Here is a 15,541-nt window from a genome sequence, read left to right as displayed (position 1 = left end):
GGAATTGGAAGGCAAAACGGGATGTACCCGTGTCGCGTTGCCCTACTTCGCGTCAGCCGAGATTTCAAGATTGCAATCCGGCGATGTCCCACAAGGATCAGTGCAGGCCGAGAGGACAGGATAGTACGATGTCGCGGTTGATGCTCCGGAAATCAGGGAAAGTAGGGACAATCGCCGCGAATTGTTAGAAATAGTGCGTAATCATCGCGGCGTGGCGGTCCGATTGCAACATTTTTGAGACAGCAGGCCCCTTGGCTTGTCGCCTGATCATGAGCCGTTCAGCGACCGCGCCGTGCCAGCCGGATTTCGAGTACGCGCACCAGCAACGTGGCCGGGAACAGCACGACGAAATAGCAGATCGCGACGATGGTATAGATTTCCAACGGTCGGTAGGAATCGTGCGCGGCCGACTGCCCTTGGTACAGCAGGTCCGGTACGGCCAGTACCGATAGCAGCGAAGTGTTCTTCAACTGCATGATGGATTGGCTCATCAGCGGCGGCAGCATGCGTTTGAACGCTTGCGGCAGGATGATATGCCACATCAGTTGCCAATGGCTCATGCCGAGCACCTGGCCCGCTTCGGTCTGGCCACGATCCAGTGAATTGATACCGCCGCGGACGATCTCGGAATAAAACGCGCCACCGTAAAGCGACAACGCGAGTACTGACGCCATCGATGGCGTCATCGCGATGCCGGTCAGAATGGGAAGCGCGTAGTAGAACCAGATCAACTGCACCAGTAGCGGCGTGCAGCGAAACAGTTCGACGTACGCGTGCATCGGCCAGGCGATGCATTTCCATTTCGAGCGGCGACCCATCCCCGACAGCACGCCGGCGGCGAAACCCAACACGACGCAGACGAGGGTGAACAGGACCGTGTACAGCAGTCCTTGGGCCAGCAGCCAGCGATAGATCCAAATGGACCCGAAATCCCAGTGATACACGACAACTCCTACGCGACAACCGGATGGGGGCAGGGGCGGTGCCTCCCGCGCCCAAGACGGGACAGCGAAAATTCGCGCGCATCAGTCGCCAGACCTCGAATGCACGCGTCAAGCAACCGTCAGAACGACACTTCCTTCGGGAAAGAATCTGGCGCGATATTGGCCAGTTTTTGCATGTTGGCGAGGATCGTCTTGCGAATATCGCCGCTTGCATGTGCTTTCGCCAGCCAGGCATTGATGACGTTCGTCAGGCCTGGATCGGTTTCCTTTTGCACCCCGATAGACGTTGGCGCGCCGCTGGCCGGCTGCGGAATCACCAGGTGACCGATGGTCGGCGCCTTCGCCAGTACATTGGTCGCCAACAGCACCACAAGCACTTGTGCGTCGACTTGCCCGGTCTGCAACGCCAAGGTCGCGTCTCCTGACGTCTCGAAGCGACGGATGGATGCTTTTTTCAAATTATCGGTCGCGAACGTATCCTGGTTCGAGCCCACGTCCACGGACAGCTTGACGCCTGGCTTGTTGACGTCATCCCAGCTCTTCGGATCGAAGCCCTTGCGTGCCACCAGCGTGAACGTATTACGAAATAACGGCTCCGTGAAGCCAACCGTCCTCATTCGTTGTTCAGTGGGCGCGAGGCCGAACATGCAATCGATCTTGTTCGATTGAAGGTCCAGCACCGAATTGCCCCAGGTGGTCTCCACGACTTGCAGTTTCACACCGAGCGATTGCGCCAGTTGCTTCGCGAAATCGACGCAGAAGCCCTGCCACTCCCCGGTGGCGACCGACTTGACGAAATAGGGCGATGCACCTGCGATGAACCCGGTCCGCAGCACCCCGGTGCGCTTGACCCGCGCGAGCGATGTTTCGCCGGCCGCGCCTTGCGCCCATGCGGCTTGCGGCAATAGCGCGCCTGCGCCCGTAGCCGCTATTGCCGCCGCCGCGCCGAGTCCCGAAATACATCGCCTGCGTGTCACCATCTGAATGCCTCTTCGTGTCTGGTTGGAGCGTGCCGTGCCTGCCGTTGCCGTCAGCCCGGCCGATTTTCTCGAAAATGCGCACATTGCCACACCTAGGTCACGGATATCTGCCCGCGGCGTGGCGTGAAGTCGCCCGCGCCATTGTAGTGCGTTGGAGCGCCCTGACAAAAAGCATCGCTGGTGATACCGTCGGGTCATGGCAGGTCCGCTATCGGACATGTCGTGGCGAAACCCGCGGCGCAAGTTACTCGGTGCGCGTCTTTCGACGTCTGTTTGCGCCTGCCACCGGGCCGCGCGTCGCCACGCCACAGGCCAGATTGATACCCGCTTCGCAGGAGTGATCTTGTATGACCGACCGCACTTTTCCTTCCGCCTTGCCCGAGTCGCCGCCGCAGGACGACGCTCCGGCCCTATCCGCCGGCTCTAGCACCACCGGACAAGGAGAGGCCCCGGTCGAGAAGACCGGGCCGTCCGGGTCGCAACTGGGCACACGTTTTGTTCTCAAGTCGGACGACACGTTTATCGTCAACGATGTTTTTGGTGATATCGGAGGGGGCGAGGATGGCTTGTTTGTCGACGACATGCGGGTGCTGTCGCGGCTCAGTTTGACGGTCGCGGACGAAATACCGGCGTTGCTTTCGGGCAACGTCAATCACGGCAATACCGTCTTTACATCCCATTTGACGAACGTGCCGCTCCCTGGCTTGGGTGACGAGCGCGTGGCGAAGGGGGTGGTGCACATCAAGCGCATGCGGGTATTGACGCCCTGCGGCGTGCATGAGGCCATCGCGCTCTCGCATTTCGGTAGCGGGCCAGTAGCCGTGCCGCTGTCGATCGCGTTCGGGGCCGATTTCAAGGACATGTTCGAGGTGCGGGGCCGACTCCGCGCTCAGCGCGGTACCCAGTCCGCGCCGAAGGTAGAGACGGATGTGGTCACATTGCACTACGCGGGCCGCGATAACGTCGAACGGACCGTGCGACTGATGTTTTCGCCGGCCCCGCGGACATTGTGCGCGGATCGCGCAGACTACCTGATCGAGTTGCAGCCGCATCGCTGTACCACGCTGTATCTGACGGTGGACGTAGCGATGCGCCCGGTGGGCAGTGACGTCACGCGGGCGGCGACGATCGGCGGGAATGTCGTGCCGGCGCCGACGGGCGTGTCACGTGTCACGCAGGCTTTGGCGACCGCGGCACATCATCATCCACACCGTGGGCGTCGCGCCTTTCGAGACGCGCTGGTCGAGGCGCATCGGACCATGCGCAATCGCCGCCATCAGTGCGCCATCGTGCGCAGCAGCAATACGCTATTCGATGCATGGATCGCCCGGTCAAAGGCGGATTTGGACTTGTTGACGTCGGACCTGCCGACAGGTCCCTATCCTTACGCCGGGATACCGTGGTTTTCCACGGCTTTCGGCCGCGACGGCATTTTGACCGCATTGCAGATGCTCTGGCTGCAGCCATCGCTGGCGCGCGGGGTACTGCGTTTCCTGGCGTCGCGGCAGGCCAAGGAAACGTCGTCGTTCCAGGACGCGGCGCCGGGGAAGATCCTGCACGAGACGCGCAAGAACGAGATGTCGGCCACCGGCGAGGTGCCGTTCGCGAATTATTACGGCGGGGTGGACACGACACCGCTGTTTATCGTGCTCGCCGGCGCGTATGCGGCCCGCACCAACGACCATGCGCTGATTGACGAATTGTGGCCGGCGCTGACGTTGGCGGCAAAGTGGATCACACAGGTGTGCGATGAGAGCCCGCTCGGCTTGCTCGCGTATGCGCGCGGCGAGTCTTCCGGCCTGGCGAACCAAGGCTGGAAGGACAGCCAGGACTCCGTGTTTCATGCCGATGGTCGTTTTCCGGATGGGCCAATCGCGCTGGTCGAGGTGCAGGGCTATGCCTGCGCGGCGCTGGAGACGATGGCGCGCTTTGCGGCCACGCGCGCGAGCGCGGACCAGGGTGATGCCGATATCGCCGACGACGCGGGCGCGGATTACGCGGCGCGCGCGGCCGCCCTGCGCGAGAAGATCGAAACGCTGTTCTGGATGGAGGAACAGCGCTTCTACGGTATCGCCGTGGATGGCCATGGCGCATTGTGTCGCGTTCGTGCGTCCAACGCAGGGCACCTGTTGGCGTTTGGGTTAGTGCGGGAAGACCGGGCGCAGGCGGTGGCCGCGCAATTACGCGCCAGTGCCTTCGACAATGGATGGGGCATCCGCACCCTGGCCTGGGATCAGGCCCGCTATAACCCCATGTCCTATCACAACGGCTCGGTGTGGCCACACGACACAGCCTTGTGCGCGAGGGGCATGGCGCGCTATGGGGACAAGCGTAGCGCGGTGACGTTGTTGCAGACATTGCATGAAGCGGCTACTGGCTTCCAATTGCGGCTTCCGGAATTGTTCTGCGGTTTCCCGCGGATGCATGGTGAACCGCCGACGGCCTATCCGGTGGCGTGCTTGCCCCAGGCGTGGGCCTGTGGCACCCCGTTCATGCTGTTGCAGGCCTGCCTGGGCGTGGAGATCGACGCCGCGCGTGAGGAGGTGCTGATTCAGCGACCGGAGCTGCCACCGGGCGTCGAACAATTGACGATCCAGGATCTGGCGGTTGGCACGAAGACGGTGTCACTGCGCTTTACGCGGATCGACGGTCGCGTCGTGCCGTCGGTGCTGACCAGCGCGGAAGCGACCGCTGCCGAGCTGCACCGCGATCCCCCTGCCGATGCGCCGCGGGTGGTGACATTGCTGTAGCACGGCCCGAGGGACGGTCGATACCCCCGGTATCTGCGGATACCGGTGATGTGCTCTTACGCCATGATCGGAGCCGCCGTCGACGGGATCGGCACATCCGACACAACCCGATTACGGCCTTGCGCCTTCGCGCGGTACAGCGCCTCGTCGGCGGCTTTCACCAATGCATCAATCGAGCGATCCGACTGTACCGTCCAACTGACAATGCCGATGCTGGCGGTGACGCAGGCATGCACGCTCAGTTCATGCGGAATGCGCAGCGCGCGGATCGACTGCAGGACTTTATGAGCAATGGCGTTCGCCGCCACCGGGCCGGTGTTCGGCAAGACGATGACGAATTCCTCGCCGCCGTATCGCGCCGCGCTGTCGACGTGGTCACGGATGCTCTCGCGGATGCAGCGTGCAACCGCGGACAACGTGTCATCACCGGCTTGGTGCCCATACGTGTCGTTGAACATCTTGAAATGATCGATGTCGACGAACAGCAAGGAGAAGGCGCTACCGGTGTTATGTGCGTGCAACCACTCCCTCTCGAGGATCTCGGTCAACATCCGGCGATTGCTGAGGCCTGTCAGGCCATCGGTACGCGCCATCACTTCCAGTTCGACTTCCGCGGCCATCCGTCGGCGTAATTGCTTGCCCAACGTTGCCGCCATTGCCACGAAACCCAGGCCACTCAGTAGCATCAGCATGCCGATCGTCAACGTTCTATGCCACCACGTGGCATAGATCTGATCCAATGACGACGCCACTGCCACGACCAGCGGCAACCCCGGCAAGCGACGATAGGCGTACAGCCGGTCCGTGTTGTCGGAGCGCGAATGCGCGATAAACGAGCCTTCGTTCGTCGCATTGAAATGCTCGAATGCCTGGCTTCCGGCGAATGACTGGCCGATGATTCCTGGATTCGGCAGCGGCTCACGCATGATGAATTCGCCACTGTCCTTTACCAATGCAACCGATGTTTCCGGCCCGAGGCGCAAGCTTGAAAACAGGTAATGAAAGTATTCGAGCCGCATGCTCAGCGTTGCAACACCGGCAAATGAGCCATCAGGGTTATTCAATCGCCGGGACATTGCAATGGTCCACGCTTCGTTGCTCAAACGCGACTTGAACGGGTCACTGACGTATAGCCCGACGCCTGTGTTCTCGCGATGCACGAGAAAGTAATCGCGATCGGCGAAGTTCCCGGCGCGCGGAATATCGTGTTCGGAGTCGATGATGATGTCGCCGGCGGGATTCAGCACCAGCATCGAGCCAAGGAATTGCGCGGATGCCGCCCGATCGAACAACACTTGCCGTTGCAATCCCGGCGGTAAACGGAGCACTTGAGGCTGTTGCATGCCGTCCACGACGGCTTCGAGTGACAGCGAATACAACTCGAAATTGCGTTCGATGTCGCGCTCGACGATCGACGAAATATTCTCGAGATGCGCTCGCGCGTTGTCGAGCGTATCCAGGCGACTTTGATATAGCGACCATCCGCAAAGGGACATCATCAACAACGCGCATACCGTTCCGCCCGCCACGACCAGATGCGACCACGCCCACAACATCCAGCGGCGATGCGTGGCAAGACGTGCACGGGCTTGCTCGCGTACGCCGCGTAAGGAGCCCTCGCCAGATGGCCAGCGCCACCGCAGGCCACGCGCGGGCGCACCATGGTTGGTGCTGCTGTCCATGCCAGGGCGCTCCAGATGTTGCCGATGTATAAACGAGCCGAGATTCATTTAATACATGCCATATCAGTCATTTTTACACGGCGGCCGCCATGTTGTTTACAGCATATGGCATAACTGACTCATTTCTGAAGCATTCCTGATCACACCGGTGCAGTAAGCGTTTTCCGCGTAACGAAGTGTCGCGTGGCGCTCACCTTCGGCCGTCCGATTCAATCGGGTGTTTGTAGTATCCCCGCGATATCGAGGCCTTTTTGTGCAATGCGGTACCTTTAAAGCTTGGCGCGGGGTCGATGCAAAAGGGCACAAGCGGTGCTTGCCTCGACGACTTTCTTCGTCATGCTGCAAGACTGGGAGAACACGAGGGGAAATCAGGCAGTGGGACCAACGGATGATTCATGGCACATGCATCGCCTCATCCGTGGTGGCGCGAGCGCTGGAACGCGCTCGGCAAGGGGCAGGCTAAGACCGTTTAGTGAGCGAGCGAGGGTGCGCCTGCTTCATCGGGATTTTGCTCGGCATACGCCTTCGCCTCCGGAGACACGCTGAGGAAGAAAGTCAGGGCGGCCGAGATGAGGTACATGCCCGAGAACACCCAGATCACGCCGCCGATCCCGATCGAATCCTGAAACAACGTCACCACGAGGGGGCCCAGCCATACGCTGATACCGGCACCCAGGCCAAGGATCGACAAAGCCGGGCCCTTCTCCTTCGGGCACAACTGCGGCACGAGCCCGGACAGCGGAACGAAGCAGGCCAGCGTTGCGCCGTAGAACACGCCGAACACGGCGATCATCGTGAAATCGCCTTTGAACAACAACGGCATGTAATACAGCAGCGGCACGCTGATTGCCGATCCGATGCCGCCGGCAAACCCGATCACGCGGCGATAGCCGATGCGGTCGGCCATCATGCCGGATGCGAGGTTAAAGACGATATTGCTGAGGAAGATGATCGACAACAGGTGCAGCCAATCCTCGAGCGTCAGGCCGATGACCTTCGTGAAAAAGGCCGGCATGATCACCAGGAATGCGTATTCCGACGACGTATTGATCGCGCGCACCACACCCGCCATGGCGATCTTCGGTTCGCGCCAAAGGATGGTGACGCTGCCGAGAACAACCTTGACCGGGTGCGTATCCGGATTGGCCATGCGAACCATTCCAGCTTTGTCACGGCACCCCACCAATGTGATCATGCCGCCTACGACCACGAGACCCAGCGACGCCCAGAACGTCTGAATCTGGCCGATCAGCGGGATCGCGATGCTGGCGAACAGGGACCCGAGCGTTGGCAGGCCCGCGGAAAAGGCGAACCAGAACCACCCCACCGCGGAGCCCATCTGCCGCGCCGGTGTTGCGGCGGCGATCCAGACCAGAAAGCCGAACGCGAACAACGGATAGCCCAGACCCCGCACCGCGTAGGCCAGCAGCATCATCGGATAGCTTTGGGTTTGCACACCGGCGGTGAGGAATACGACTTCGAACACCATCCAGATCGCGAGGCCAATCGTCATTACGCGCTTCGGGCCCCATAGGTCGGACAGCGCGCCAGAGAGCCAGGATGAAATGGAGACCGTCACACCGTAGATCGTGAACAGCAGGGCGACCTTCGCGTTCGAGACGCCGTGGCCATGCAGGAACGGTGCGAGGTAGCCGGCTTCCACGCCATCGCCAATCATGAACAGCAGCAGGCCGACAAAGCCCACGGCCAATGATCGCGGCATACCGATACGTTCCAGTATTCCGACGCGGACGGCGGGTTCATGTTGCACGCCGCGCGGCACGGCAGCGGTGTTTTGCTGCGGCCGCTGCGTGGACGCCTGCTTCGGGCGTGCATGTTGTGCGTTGCGCGCGGGCCGGGCGTGCGACCGGTCCAGCGTGTGGTCTTGATGAGCTGACATCAGCGAGATAACTCCGTGTTGGGGTTCCAGGACGCGTCACGACAATTCGGGACGAGCGAGGCCACACTCGGCAAGGCGCGCATTCGCGAGCAATGGACGAGCACGGGCGTGCCACGCGATCGGCAATGAACGAAACCACGGCAAATATGGCCGTTGTTTGTCCCGCACGATGGCATGACGGTACTGCGCATCAGCGGCAACGCCTCATAGTGGGGGCGCTACTGCCGTGGAACCGGTTTCGACATAAGGCAAAGCACGGGCCGCGCGAGGCGAATGGCGATGCTGAGCCGATAACGCCAAGCGTGGCCTGACCCGCGACATATCGAGGGTTGACGAACGATTGAGCACGATCTGAAGCCGCACTTCGGAGAAGTTGCCAGTGTCTCCGCTGGCCCTTCACCGCCTGCATTGCAGACGACAGTCCAGTCGCGGCTATTGCAGCGCTGAACAAGTGGCGTACCGAGCATGCGCCCGTATCAATTCACGGACGGGCGTCTCACGCGGTACAGGTGAGTGACAATGGTCCCGCTCGTGTCGCGGCTGGCGTTAAAGCACCATCCGGCGCGACAAACAAGACCGATTGACGATGGTTGCCACACGTACGCCGACCGGCGATGCCCGTCGCGGTGTATGTATGGCGCGGCAAGTCATTGCCGTTTCCATCAACCACAGCGCTTAATTATACAGACAATTGACTTGGCATCAAAAACGCCGATAGCGGATGCCAGCGAATTAACCGACGATCAACGGATATTCGCCAGGGTTATCGCAATGCAGTTTGCATCGTTGAATATTGCGCTTGCGGCACGTTGTCACAGCGGGGATACTGTAACGTCAACGTAAGGCGACGATCAGTGCAACTTGCACGATGTTGGCCCACCTAAGTGAAGCGCCCCCGCATGTTGGGCCGTGCTTTCCGTCATGACTTGTAATGGAGCCACCGATGACCCCCGAAACCCTGTCCTCGCTCATTTCCCTGCTGATCACATCGCTGGCGTTTGCGGTGGTCGGCGGCTTTATTGCGCGAGACAAAGGCCGTCACGTGACGGTGTGGACAATCGTCTGTGTGATCCCGCTTGTGAATTTCTTCTGCATTCTTTATCTCGTGGCGGCGTCGAACCTACGCCTCGAGCAGAAACTGGATGCCCTGTTGGCACAGGCCGGTCGAATTGACGAGCGTGTGGGCACGGCCGGTTCCCTCGGCGCCGGATTGCGTGCTGAGACAGTGCTGTAATGACCGCCGCGCCATGAGGCACGGTGTCCCGCTCGGGGCATCCTGCGCCGTGGCGCAAAGGGCCGATCAGTCGTGCGCGATACCGTCGCCGACGCGTGCAACGGCCAGCATCAGATCGCTGGCGCGGCTGGACAGAAACTGTAGTTCCGCCAGCATCAGGTAAATCGGGCGGCCCACGCCGCCGCCATGCGCGGCATTCGAGGCGCGGCGCGCGACGATATCCGTCTGTTGCACGAGGGTATTGATTTCCGACACCAGCATCGTCAGAGCATCGACGTTCTCGCTGATCTTCCACTCTTCGGTGGCGGCACTACGCATCATCTCGATCAAGCCGAGCAGATTGTAGATATGGTCGTTAAGTACCGATTGATCGTCGGGTACTTCTCGAACGGTGCATTCGATGGCGTCGAGCGTTGCCATCACGGTACGGACTTCATCTGGAGCGAAGGGCCACATACGCGTCATCCCGGTCGGTTTGCTGGAAAGAGGCGATATGTCGCATAACGACCGTACGTTTTCGCCCGTCCTGATGAGGTAAACGGCGTGTTTCCCGAAACCTGAAGAACGAACGTTCGATATTTCCATGATCGAGAAACGAGCCTGGCGCGCTCGGACAGGCGCCGAGATGGCCAATTTACGAACCGACCTGCAGGATATCGACAAAATTTCGCAGCGCCGCCATCACGCTTGGCGCGACGATTCGGGAGGTGCGCGGATTGCGCGAGGGGCGATTGCGACTGATCAGCGTCAAGTCGGCGGCGTAAGCTTTGACGTCGATTTCTTGCACGGCGCCTTCGACGGCGCCATCGACCCACACTTCGACATCGGTCTTGTCGAAGCCAACGCCGCAAAGGCTCAGCGCGATGGCGACATTGAAATGACGTGGAAATGCGGCGGCCGCTTCTCGCGCGGTGCCGGCAAACACTTTGGTATTCGGCACCGATGCAGCAGGCACACTGCCGAAATCGAATCCCAAGCCGCGCACGAATGGCTCATGAGCAAGGGATTCGGGACGAAAGGTTGTCTTCAGCCGTATGGTGTCGATGCCATCCTCCTTGACCGCTCGTACCGCATCGAGGCCGGGCAGGCCACCGCTGGCCACGCGGATGCGGCCGCCATGACGCAACGCCAGGTCCATCAGGTCCGGTGTGTTCGGCAAGCCCGCCACGCTGACGGTGATCATCGTCTTTCCCGCGCTCACCACCGCCCGAGCGATGGCGGGGAAGGATTCCGCGGTGGCACATTCGCAGACGATGTCGACCTTGTCCAGCATCGCATCCAGGCGCATCGCAGGCACCGTTTTACCGGCGCCCGCCACGTCGTCCAGTGCATCCAGGCGCTCGCGGGCGGCGTCGAGCCGGTTTGCGCAGACGGCACTGAGCACCGCGCCCGGCAGATCGCCCCGCAGCAGTCTGCGAGCGAGGTCCTGGCCCACCGCACCAAAGCCGGCAAGGCCAACGCGCAGCGGTGGACGCGCAACGCCCACTGAAGATGCGTCCTCCTTGGCTGGAGCAGGGGCCGATTTCATTGGAAGATCGTGTGTATCTCCTGCGGTTTTTGAGATTACCTGGCTCATTTCACCGCCCCATATTGCGTGAAGTTCTTACGGTTCTTGCCGTGGATATAGTCGGACGTCGTCACCGGCGGGTAGGTCTCGCGGCCGGCAGGGAAGCCGAGATCCGACGGATCGATGACGGCGTCAGGATCCGGATCGAAGAACACGACCAGGGAATGCCGGGCGTTGCCGGAGCGATTGATCACGCGGTGGAGATTCGAGCGTAATGTCGCGTTTGACCAGCGGTGCAGTAAATCGCCGATATTACACACCAACGTCCCTGTTATCGGTTGCGCCGCAATCCATTCGCCATGGCGGTTGCGCACCTGCAGTCCGCCATTGGCATCCTGCAACAGCAAGGTCAGCACGCCGAAATCGGTATGCGGGGCGGAACCGAAGCGTTCCTCGCGTTCATCAGCAGGGGTGGAGGGGGGATAGTAGACGAGTTGGCCGCGCGCCATCGGCGATGTATAGCGGTGCGAGAAGAACGCCGGGTCCTGGCCTAACCCCTTGGCAATCGCCGATAGGAGCGCGTGACCGACCTGTTGCGTTGCCAGGTAATACGGGATCAAGTCCTGGCGCAGCCTTGGAAAATCCTCGTCGGGCCAGACGTTATCGGCAATCAACGAATCGGCCCGTTTGCGTGCGGCCAGTCGGTCGGCCCACTGTTCCGGGCCCCAGAAGAAGATCTCTTTCAAGTCATGGGTTTTCGAGCCTTCCAGGCGCGCAACACCGGTCGCCATCCAGCCGCGCTGGCTGGTATTCACGGGGTGCTTGCTTTTCACCGCTGGGGGCAGCGCGAAGTAATCCCGCATCGCCGCGGTTGCCCGCGTCGTGACCTCCACGGGGATACCATGGCCGCTGATGTAAAAGAAGCCGATACGTTGGGCTGCCTCCATCACTTGCGCCGCCACTGCGTCAAGCGCGCCGGGCTGACCCGCCACGAGGCCGCCGATATCGATAACCGGGATATCCTCTGTGTTGACGGCCTTGGCGTGGTAATACGTGCCGGAGGGGACGTTCGGGGCGTGGGGATCCATGGTGGGTGGAGGCGGAGGCATGGTTTCAAGGGAGGCAGAGGGGAGCGGGCGGCGGGCGCGCGAAAATCGTCGCTCAAAAAAATAGTCCGCGCAACCAAAACCGGTGGTGACGTGTTCCGACATCGCGTGGAGGCGACGAAGCGGTGTCATCGACAATCGATGAAGATACGATCTTTCGTTGGACTCCGAAGCGTTGCAAGCAATACATGCCCCAAGGCCGCTGTCTGGCTGTGCCGACATCGAACCCGGGGCTGCGTTGTGGACCAGGGTAGAATTGTGGCAATCGGGACGTTGAAGCACCTCTTCGGCGCCTGTAACAACCCGCGCGCTACGTTGCCTCTGGAGCGGTTCCGGCAACACTGACACGTTGGCGCGTGTTCTGACATTCACCGTTTCATTGTTCCCGTCGCGGCGGCCAGGCGTTTGCACGCTGTAGCGACGATGGCGTCTGGATCATGCTGCAAAGAAATCAGTCGGTGGCCATTGTCGGCGCCGGAATTGTTGGTGTCTGCACCGCCTATCATCTGCAACAGGCAGGCTATCGCGTCACATTGATCGATCGCGATGCAGTGGCCGCCGGCGCCAGCCATGGCAATGCCGGCTGCATCAACCCCTCATCGATTATCCCGGTGGCCATGCCCGGCGTGCTGAAGAAAATGCCGTCCTGGCTGTTGGACCCCGATGGGCCGCTGGTGCTCCGGCCGGCGTATCTGCCGACCATGCTGCCGTGGTTGATACGTTTCCTTGCCGCGGCCGATGCGGCGCGGGTCGCCCATCATGTGACGGCGCTGCGCACGCTTGCCGGGAGTGCACTGCGCGAAAGCCTGGCGCTCGCGCAGGCCGTGGGCGCGGGCCACCTGCTGCGCTCGGCCGGCCATCTGATCGCGTATAGCACGCAGGCGGCCTATGATGGTGACATCGATGCGATGCAGCGACGTATTGTCGAAGGCGTCGTCGTCGAGGACATCGATCGTGACGCATTGCGCGCCCGGGAGCCGCACCTTGCCGATCAGTTCCTGCGTGCGCGTTACATCGGCGAAACCGGGCATGTCATTGATCCTGCCGCTTATGCACGGCATATCGCACGGCATGTGCTTGCCAACGGCGGCACGTATTTGCGTGTGAATGTGCGGGGCATTGCCATGCGCGACGGCCGTGCCATTGGCGTGGAGACGGATACCGGCGTGATTGCCACGGATGCCGATACGATCGTCGTGGCCGCCGGTGCGTGGTCCGGAGCGCTCGCGCGTGGTGTGGGCGATCGGGTGTTGCTAGATACCGAGCGCGGCTATCATATCGAGATTCCCCATGGGAGGCCGATGCCCGCCGACGTGGGGCGTAAGGTGCAAGGTGCTGGATCGGTGGCGTCAGGTGCGCAAGGTAAGACGTTTTTGGCACAGGACGAGGTAGTCGGGGCGATGGAGGCGATGGGCTTGCCGCAGGACCTGGCCCCGATCGGACCCCGGATTCCCACGTTGTGGGCCGAAGCCAAAATTTTCGCCACACCGATGGCCGGGCGCGTGCGCGCGGCGGGGACCGTCGAGCTGGCCGGCTTGAAAGCGCCTGCGAACTGGCGTCGTACCGATCTGCTCGCGCGCCAGTTGGCGCGCATGTATCCGGCGCTGGCGCCGACGATCAGCAAGATTGCCATCTGGGAGGAGAGCCGGGTCGACGCCGCGCCGCGCGATGCCGCGTCGATTAATACGCCATGCGGCAAGGGGAATACGAGTACGGAGACAACGCAAATCGACGCACCGTGCATGCCCCGTCGCTGGCTAGGGTTCCGTCCTAGCACGCCGGATTCGTTGCCGGTGATCGATCGTTCACCGCGTGCGCGTAATCTGATTTATGCATTCGGTCATGGCCATATCGGTCTGACGTGCGGCCCGGCCACCGGTCGTCTGGTGGCGGAACTTGTCGCCGATGAAACGCCGACGATCGATCTGCGACCGTTTGCAATCACGCGATTCCAATGATTTCTCGAAACAGGAAAGACAGCATGAATATCGTTTTTATCGGCGGCGGAAACATGGCCAGCGCGATGATCGGCGGCTTGCTCAAGCAAGGCCATCCGGCGAGCGCAATCCACGTCGTCGATCGTAACGAGGAAGCGCGCGCACGGACCAGATCCGATTTCGGTACGCCGGTCAGCGAATCGCTGGCGGATGACGCGGCGCGTCAGGCAGTCAGCGCCGCCGATGTGATCGTGTTGGCGGTGAAGCCGCAAGTGCTCGAAGGGGTGGCCGGTGAATTGGGGGGCTTGTTGCAGCATGCGCTCGTGCTGAGTATTGCCGCAGGTGTGACGGTGGCATCGTTGCAGCAATGGCTGGGTGGCCGCTATACGAATTTGATTCGCGTCATGCCAAATACGCCCGCGCTGATTGGCAAGGGGATGACGGGGGGGTATGTGCCGGAGGGTGTGCCGGGCACCAGCCGTGACGCGGCGCAGTTCGTCCTGGAAGCGGCCGGTGAGGTCGTCTGGTTCGACAATGAAGAAGCGTTGGATGCCGTGACGGCCTTGTCCGGAAGCGGCCCGGCGTATGTGTTCTATTTCATGGAAGCGATGCAGCAGCAGGCAATCGAACTAGGGTTGCCACCAGAGGCCGCGCATCAGATGGTTCGCGCGACCTTCGTCGGCGCGGCGGAGATGGCAAGGCAGTCGCCGTTGGACCTGGCGCAATTGCGCCAGAACGTGACCTCGAAGGGCGGAACAACCGCTGCCGCAATCGCCGCGCTGGATGCAGGCAATTGCTTCGAGACCGTCAAGTCGGCATTGGCGGCGGCGCATGCGCGCTCGGTGGAAATGCGTGGGAGGTAGGGTTGCAGGGCGTTGTCGGTCGTTTTCCAACTTATCTGGATTGACCGACTTTTGCGGAGATGAATGAATAAATTGCAGTCGTAAGGGCTAGGTGCCTAGCCTGATAGACGCGTGGTTGATGCATACTCAGAAACTGTCGAATCGACAGCATCTCACTGCATGATATTAAGCCATGGCTTGCACTTTTTCACGGCAACTTCTTTCCAGGCAAATCCTTTTTTATTCATGCATGCGTTGGTAAGGGATTGGCTGATATACCAATAATATTCTTTGCCCTCCCCCCCTCCCAGAGCGCCTTTGCAATAGTCCTGAATCGAATCGCTACGCGCTTGCCCAATGATTTGGGTCCCATCAGGCCGGAAAAATTCAGCGCTCCTGAATGGACTCGCACTTTTGCATTCCGACTTGCTTAACGCTTCCGTCGCTTGCTCACATTTAGACAATGCCGCGTCTGAGTTGGCAAACCAACCACCGCCAACCCAACGAAACTCGGTTGTCTTATACGAGCCGCTCAAACAGACCGTAAATGCCAAGGCATTTACGGGTGACAGGGATGAAGCGAGGAGTGACATGGCAAAAAAGCGTCTACCCAAGACACGAAGAATCATTAGAAAGCCGGCCATGTCGCTCTTGTTGTC

12 protein-coding genes are annotated in these 15,541 nt (G+C 60.9%); 4 read left to right on the top strand and 8 right to left on the bottom strand.

Going from position 1 to position 15,541, the window contains the following annotated elements:
- Window positions 1-278: 278 nt before the first annotated feature.
- Together WM40_RS05815 and WM40_RS05810 are read right to left on the bottom strand one after the other, a co-directional pair.
- Complete coding sequence (locus WM40_RS05815) at window positions 279-944, bottom strand: amino acid ABC transporter permease (RefSeq protein WP_024905003.1); 666 nt, start codon at window positions 942-944, stop codon at window positions 279-281.
- A gap of 119 nt (window positions 945-1,063) precedes the next feature.
- The gene (locus tag WM40_RS05810) at window positions 1,064-1,924 is read right to left on the bottom strand and encodes a transporter substrate-binding domain-containing protein (protein WP_024905004.1); all 861 of its coding nucleotides are present in this window, start codon (window positions 1,922-1,924) and stop codon (window positions 1,064-1,066) included.
- Window positions 1,925-2,271: 347 nt separating this feature from the next.
- Between WM40_RS05810 and WM40_RS05800 the strand changes: the two genes are divergently transcribed.
- Entirely contained in the window at window positions 2,272-4,674 is a 2,403-nt protein-coding gene (locus tag WM40_RS05800) for an amylo-alpha-1,6-glucosidase (RefSeq protein WP_024905006.1), read from the top strand.
- A gap of 56 nt (window positions 4,675-4,730) precedes the next feature.
- Here the strand turns inward: WM40_RS05800 and WM40_RS05795 are convergent, their stop codons facing one another.
- Window positions 4,731-6,230 carry a GGDEF domain-containing protein gene (locus WM40_RS05795; protein ID WP_046152460.1) on the bottom strand — a complete coding sequence of 500 codons (1,500 nt, stop codon included), beginning with the start codon at window positions 6,228-6,230 and terminating at the stop codon, window positions 4,731-4,733.
- 595 nt (window positions 6,231-6,825) lie between these two features.
- The gene (locus tag WM40_RS05790) at window positions 6,826-8,256 is read right to left on the bottom strand and encodes an MFS transporter (RefSeq protein ID WP_201779123.1); all 1,431 of its coding nucleotides are present in this window, start codon (window positions 8,254-8,256) and stop codon (window positions 6,826-6,828) included.
- A gap of 943 nt (window positions 8,257-9,199) precedes the next feature.
- Here WM40_RS05790 and WM40_RS05780 point away from each other — a divergent pair.
- On the top strand, window positions 9,200-9,490 hold the full coding sequence (locus tag WM40_RS05780; protein ID WP_157685730.1) for a hypothetical protein: 291 nt from the start codon (window positions 9,200-9,202) through the stop codon (window positions 9,488-9,490).
- Window positions 9,491-9,556: 66 nt separating this feature from the next.
- Here WM40_RS05780 and WM40_RS05775 read toward each other — a convergent pair whose 3' ends face one another.
- From WM40_RS05775 to WM40_RS05765, 3 genes are all read right to left on the bottom strand, one after another.
- Window positions 9,557-9,946 carry a hypothetical protein gene (locus WM40_RS05775; RefSeq protein WP_157685729.1) on the bottom strand — a complete coding sequence of 130 codons (390 nt, stop codon included), beginning with the start codon at window positions 9,944-9,946 and terminating at the stop codon, window positions 9,557-9,559.
- 178 nt (window positions 9,947-10,124) lie between these two features.
- Complete coding sequence (locus tag WM40_RS05770) at window positions 10,125-11,018, bottom strand: aspartate dehydrogenase domain-containing protein (protein WP_024905012.1); 894 nt, start codon at window positions 11,016-11,018, stop codon at window positions 10,125-10,127.
- A 44-nt stretch (window positions 11,019-11,062) separates the two neighbouring features.
- Window positions 11,063-12,106, bottom strand: a complete 1,044-nt coding sequence (locus WM40_RS05765; protein ID WP_236693404.1) for an isopenicillin N synthase family dioxygenase — start codon at window positions 12,104-12,106, stop codon at window positions 11,063-11,065.
- 434 nt (window positions 12,107-12,540) lie between these two features.
- Here WM40_RS05765 and WM40_RS05760 point away from each other — a divergent pair, with 434 nt between their 5' ends.
- A complete protein-coding gene (locus WM40_RS05760) occupies window positions 12,541-14,061 on the top strand; it encodes an NAD(P)/FAD-dependent oxidoreductase (RefSeq protein WP_046152403.1) in 1,521 nt (506 codons plus the stop codon).
- A gap of 23 nt (window positions 14,062-14,084) precedes the next feature.
- Window positions 14,085-14,903 carry a pyrroline-5-carboxylate reductase gene (gene proC / locus WM40_RS05755; protein WP_046152402.1) on the top strand — a complete coding sequence of 273 codons (819 nt, stop codon included), beginning with the start codon at window positions 14,085-14,087 and terminating at the stop codon, window positions 14,901-14,903.
- Window positions 14,904-15,055: 152 nt separating this feature from the next.
- On the opposite strand, the gene WM40_RS05750 is transcribed toward proC, so the two are convergent.
- Window positions 15,056-15,526, bottom strand: coding sequence for a hypothetical protein (locus tag WM40_RS05750; protein WP_157685728.1), 471 nt, complete (start codon window positions 15,524-15,526; stop codon window positions 15,056-15,058).
- Window positions 15,527-15,541 lie beyond the last annotated feature (15 nt).

Origin of the sequence: Robbsia andropogonis (assembly GCF_000970345.1) — a bacterium.
Lineage (GTDB): Bacteria > Pseudomonadota > Gammaproteobacteria > Burkholderiales > Burkholderiaceae > Robbsia > Robbsia andropogonis.
The sequence above is the reverse complement of the archived record's forward strand: the minus strand, read 5'-3'. Positions and strand labels throughout refer to the sequence as shown.

What these genes read in the sequence shown, in the direction of transcription:
- WM40_RS05810 (WP_024905004.1), bottom strand. Translation starts at nt 1,924, where the DNA reads ATGGTGACACGCAGGCGATGTATTTCGGGACTCGGCGCGGCGGCGGCA.
- WM40_RS05800 (WP_024905006.1), top strand. Translation starts at nt 2,272, where the DNA reads ATGACCGACCGCACTTTTCCTTCCGCCTTGCCCGAGTCGCCGCCGCAG.
- WM40_RS05795 (WP_046152460.1), bottom strand. Translation starts at nt 6,230, where the DNA reads ATGTTGTGGGCGTGGTCGCATCTGGTCGTGGCGGGCGGAACGGTATGC.
- WM40_RS05790 (WP_201779123.1), bottom strand. Translation starts at nt 8,256, where the DNA reads ATGTCAGCTCATCAAGACCACACGCTGGACCGGTCGCACGCCCGGCCC.
- WM40_RS05780 (WP_157685730.1), top strand. Translation starts at nt 9,200, where the DNA reads ATGACCCCCGAAACCCTGTCCTCGCTCATTTCCCTGCTGATCACATCG.
- WM40_RS05775 (WP_157685729.1), bottom strand. Translation starts at nt 9,946, where the DNA reads ATGTGGCCCTTCGCTCCAGATGAAGTCCGTACCGTGATGGCAACGCTC.
- WM40_RS05770 (WP_024905012.1), bottom strand. Translation starts at nt 11,018, where the DNA reads ATGAAATCGGCCCCTGCTCCAGCCAAGGAGGACGCATCTTCAGTGGGC.
- WM40_RS05765 (WP_236693404.1), bottom strand. Translation starts at nt 12,106, where the DNA reads ATGCCTCCGCCTCCACCCACCATGGATCCCCACGCCCCGAACGTCCCC.
- WM40_RS05760 (WP_046152403.1), top strand. Translation starts at nt 12,541, where the DNA reads ATGCTGCAAAGAAATCAGTCGGTGGCCATTGTCGGCGCCGGAATTGTT.
- proC (WP_046152402.1), top strand. Translation starts at nt 14,085, where the DNA reads ATGAATATCGTTTTTATCGGCGGCGGAAACATGGCCAGCGCGATGATC.
- WM40_RS05750 (WP_157685728.1), bottom strand. Translation starts at nt 15,526, where the DNA reads ATGGCCGGCTTTCTAATGATTCTTCGTGTCTTGGGTAGACGCTTTTTT.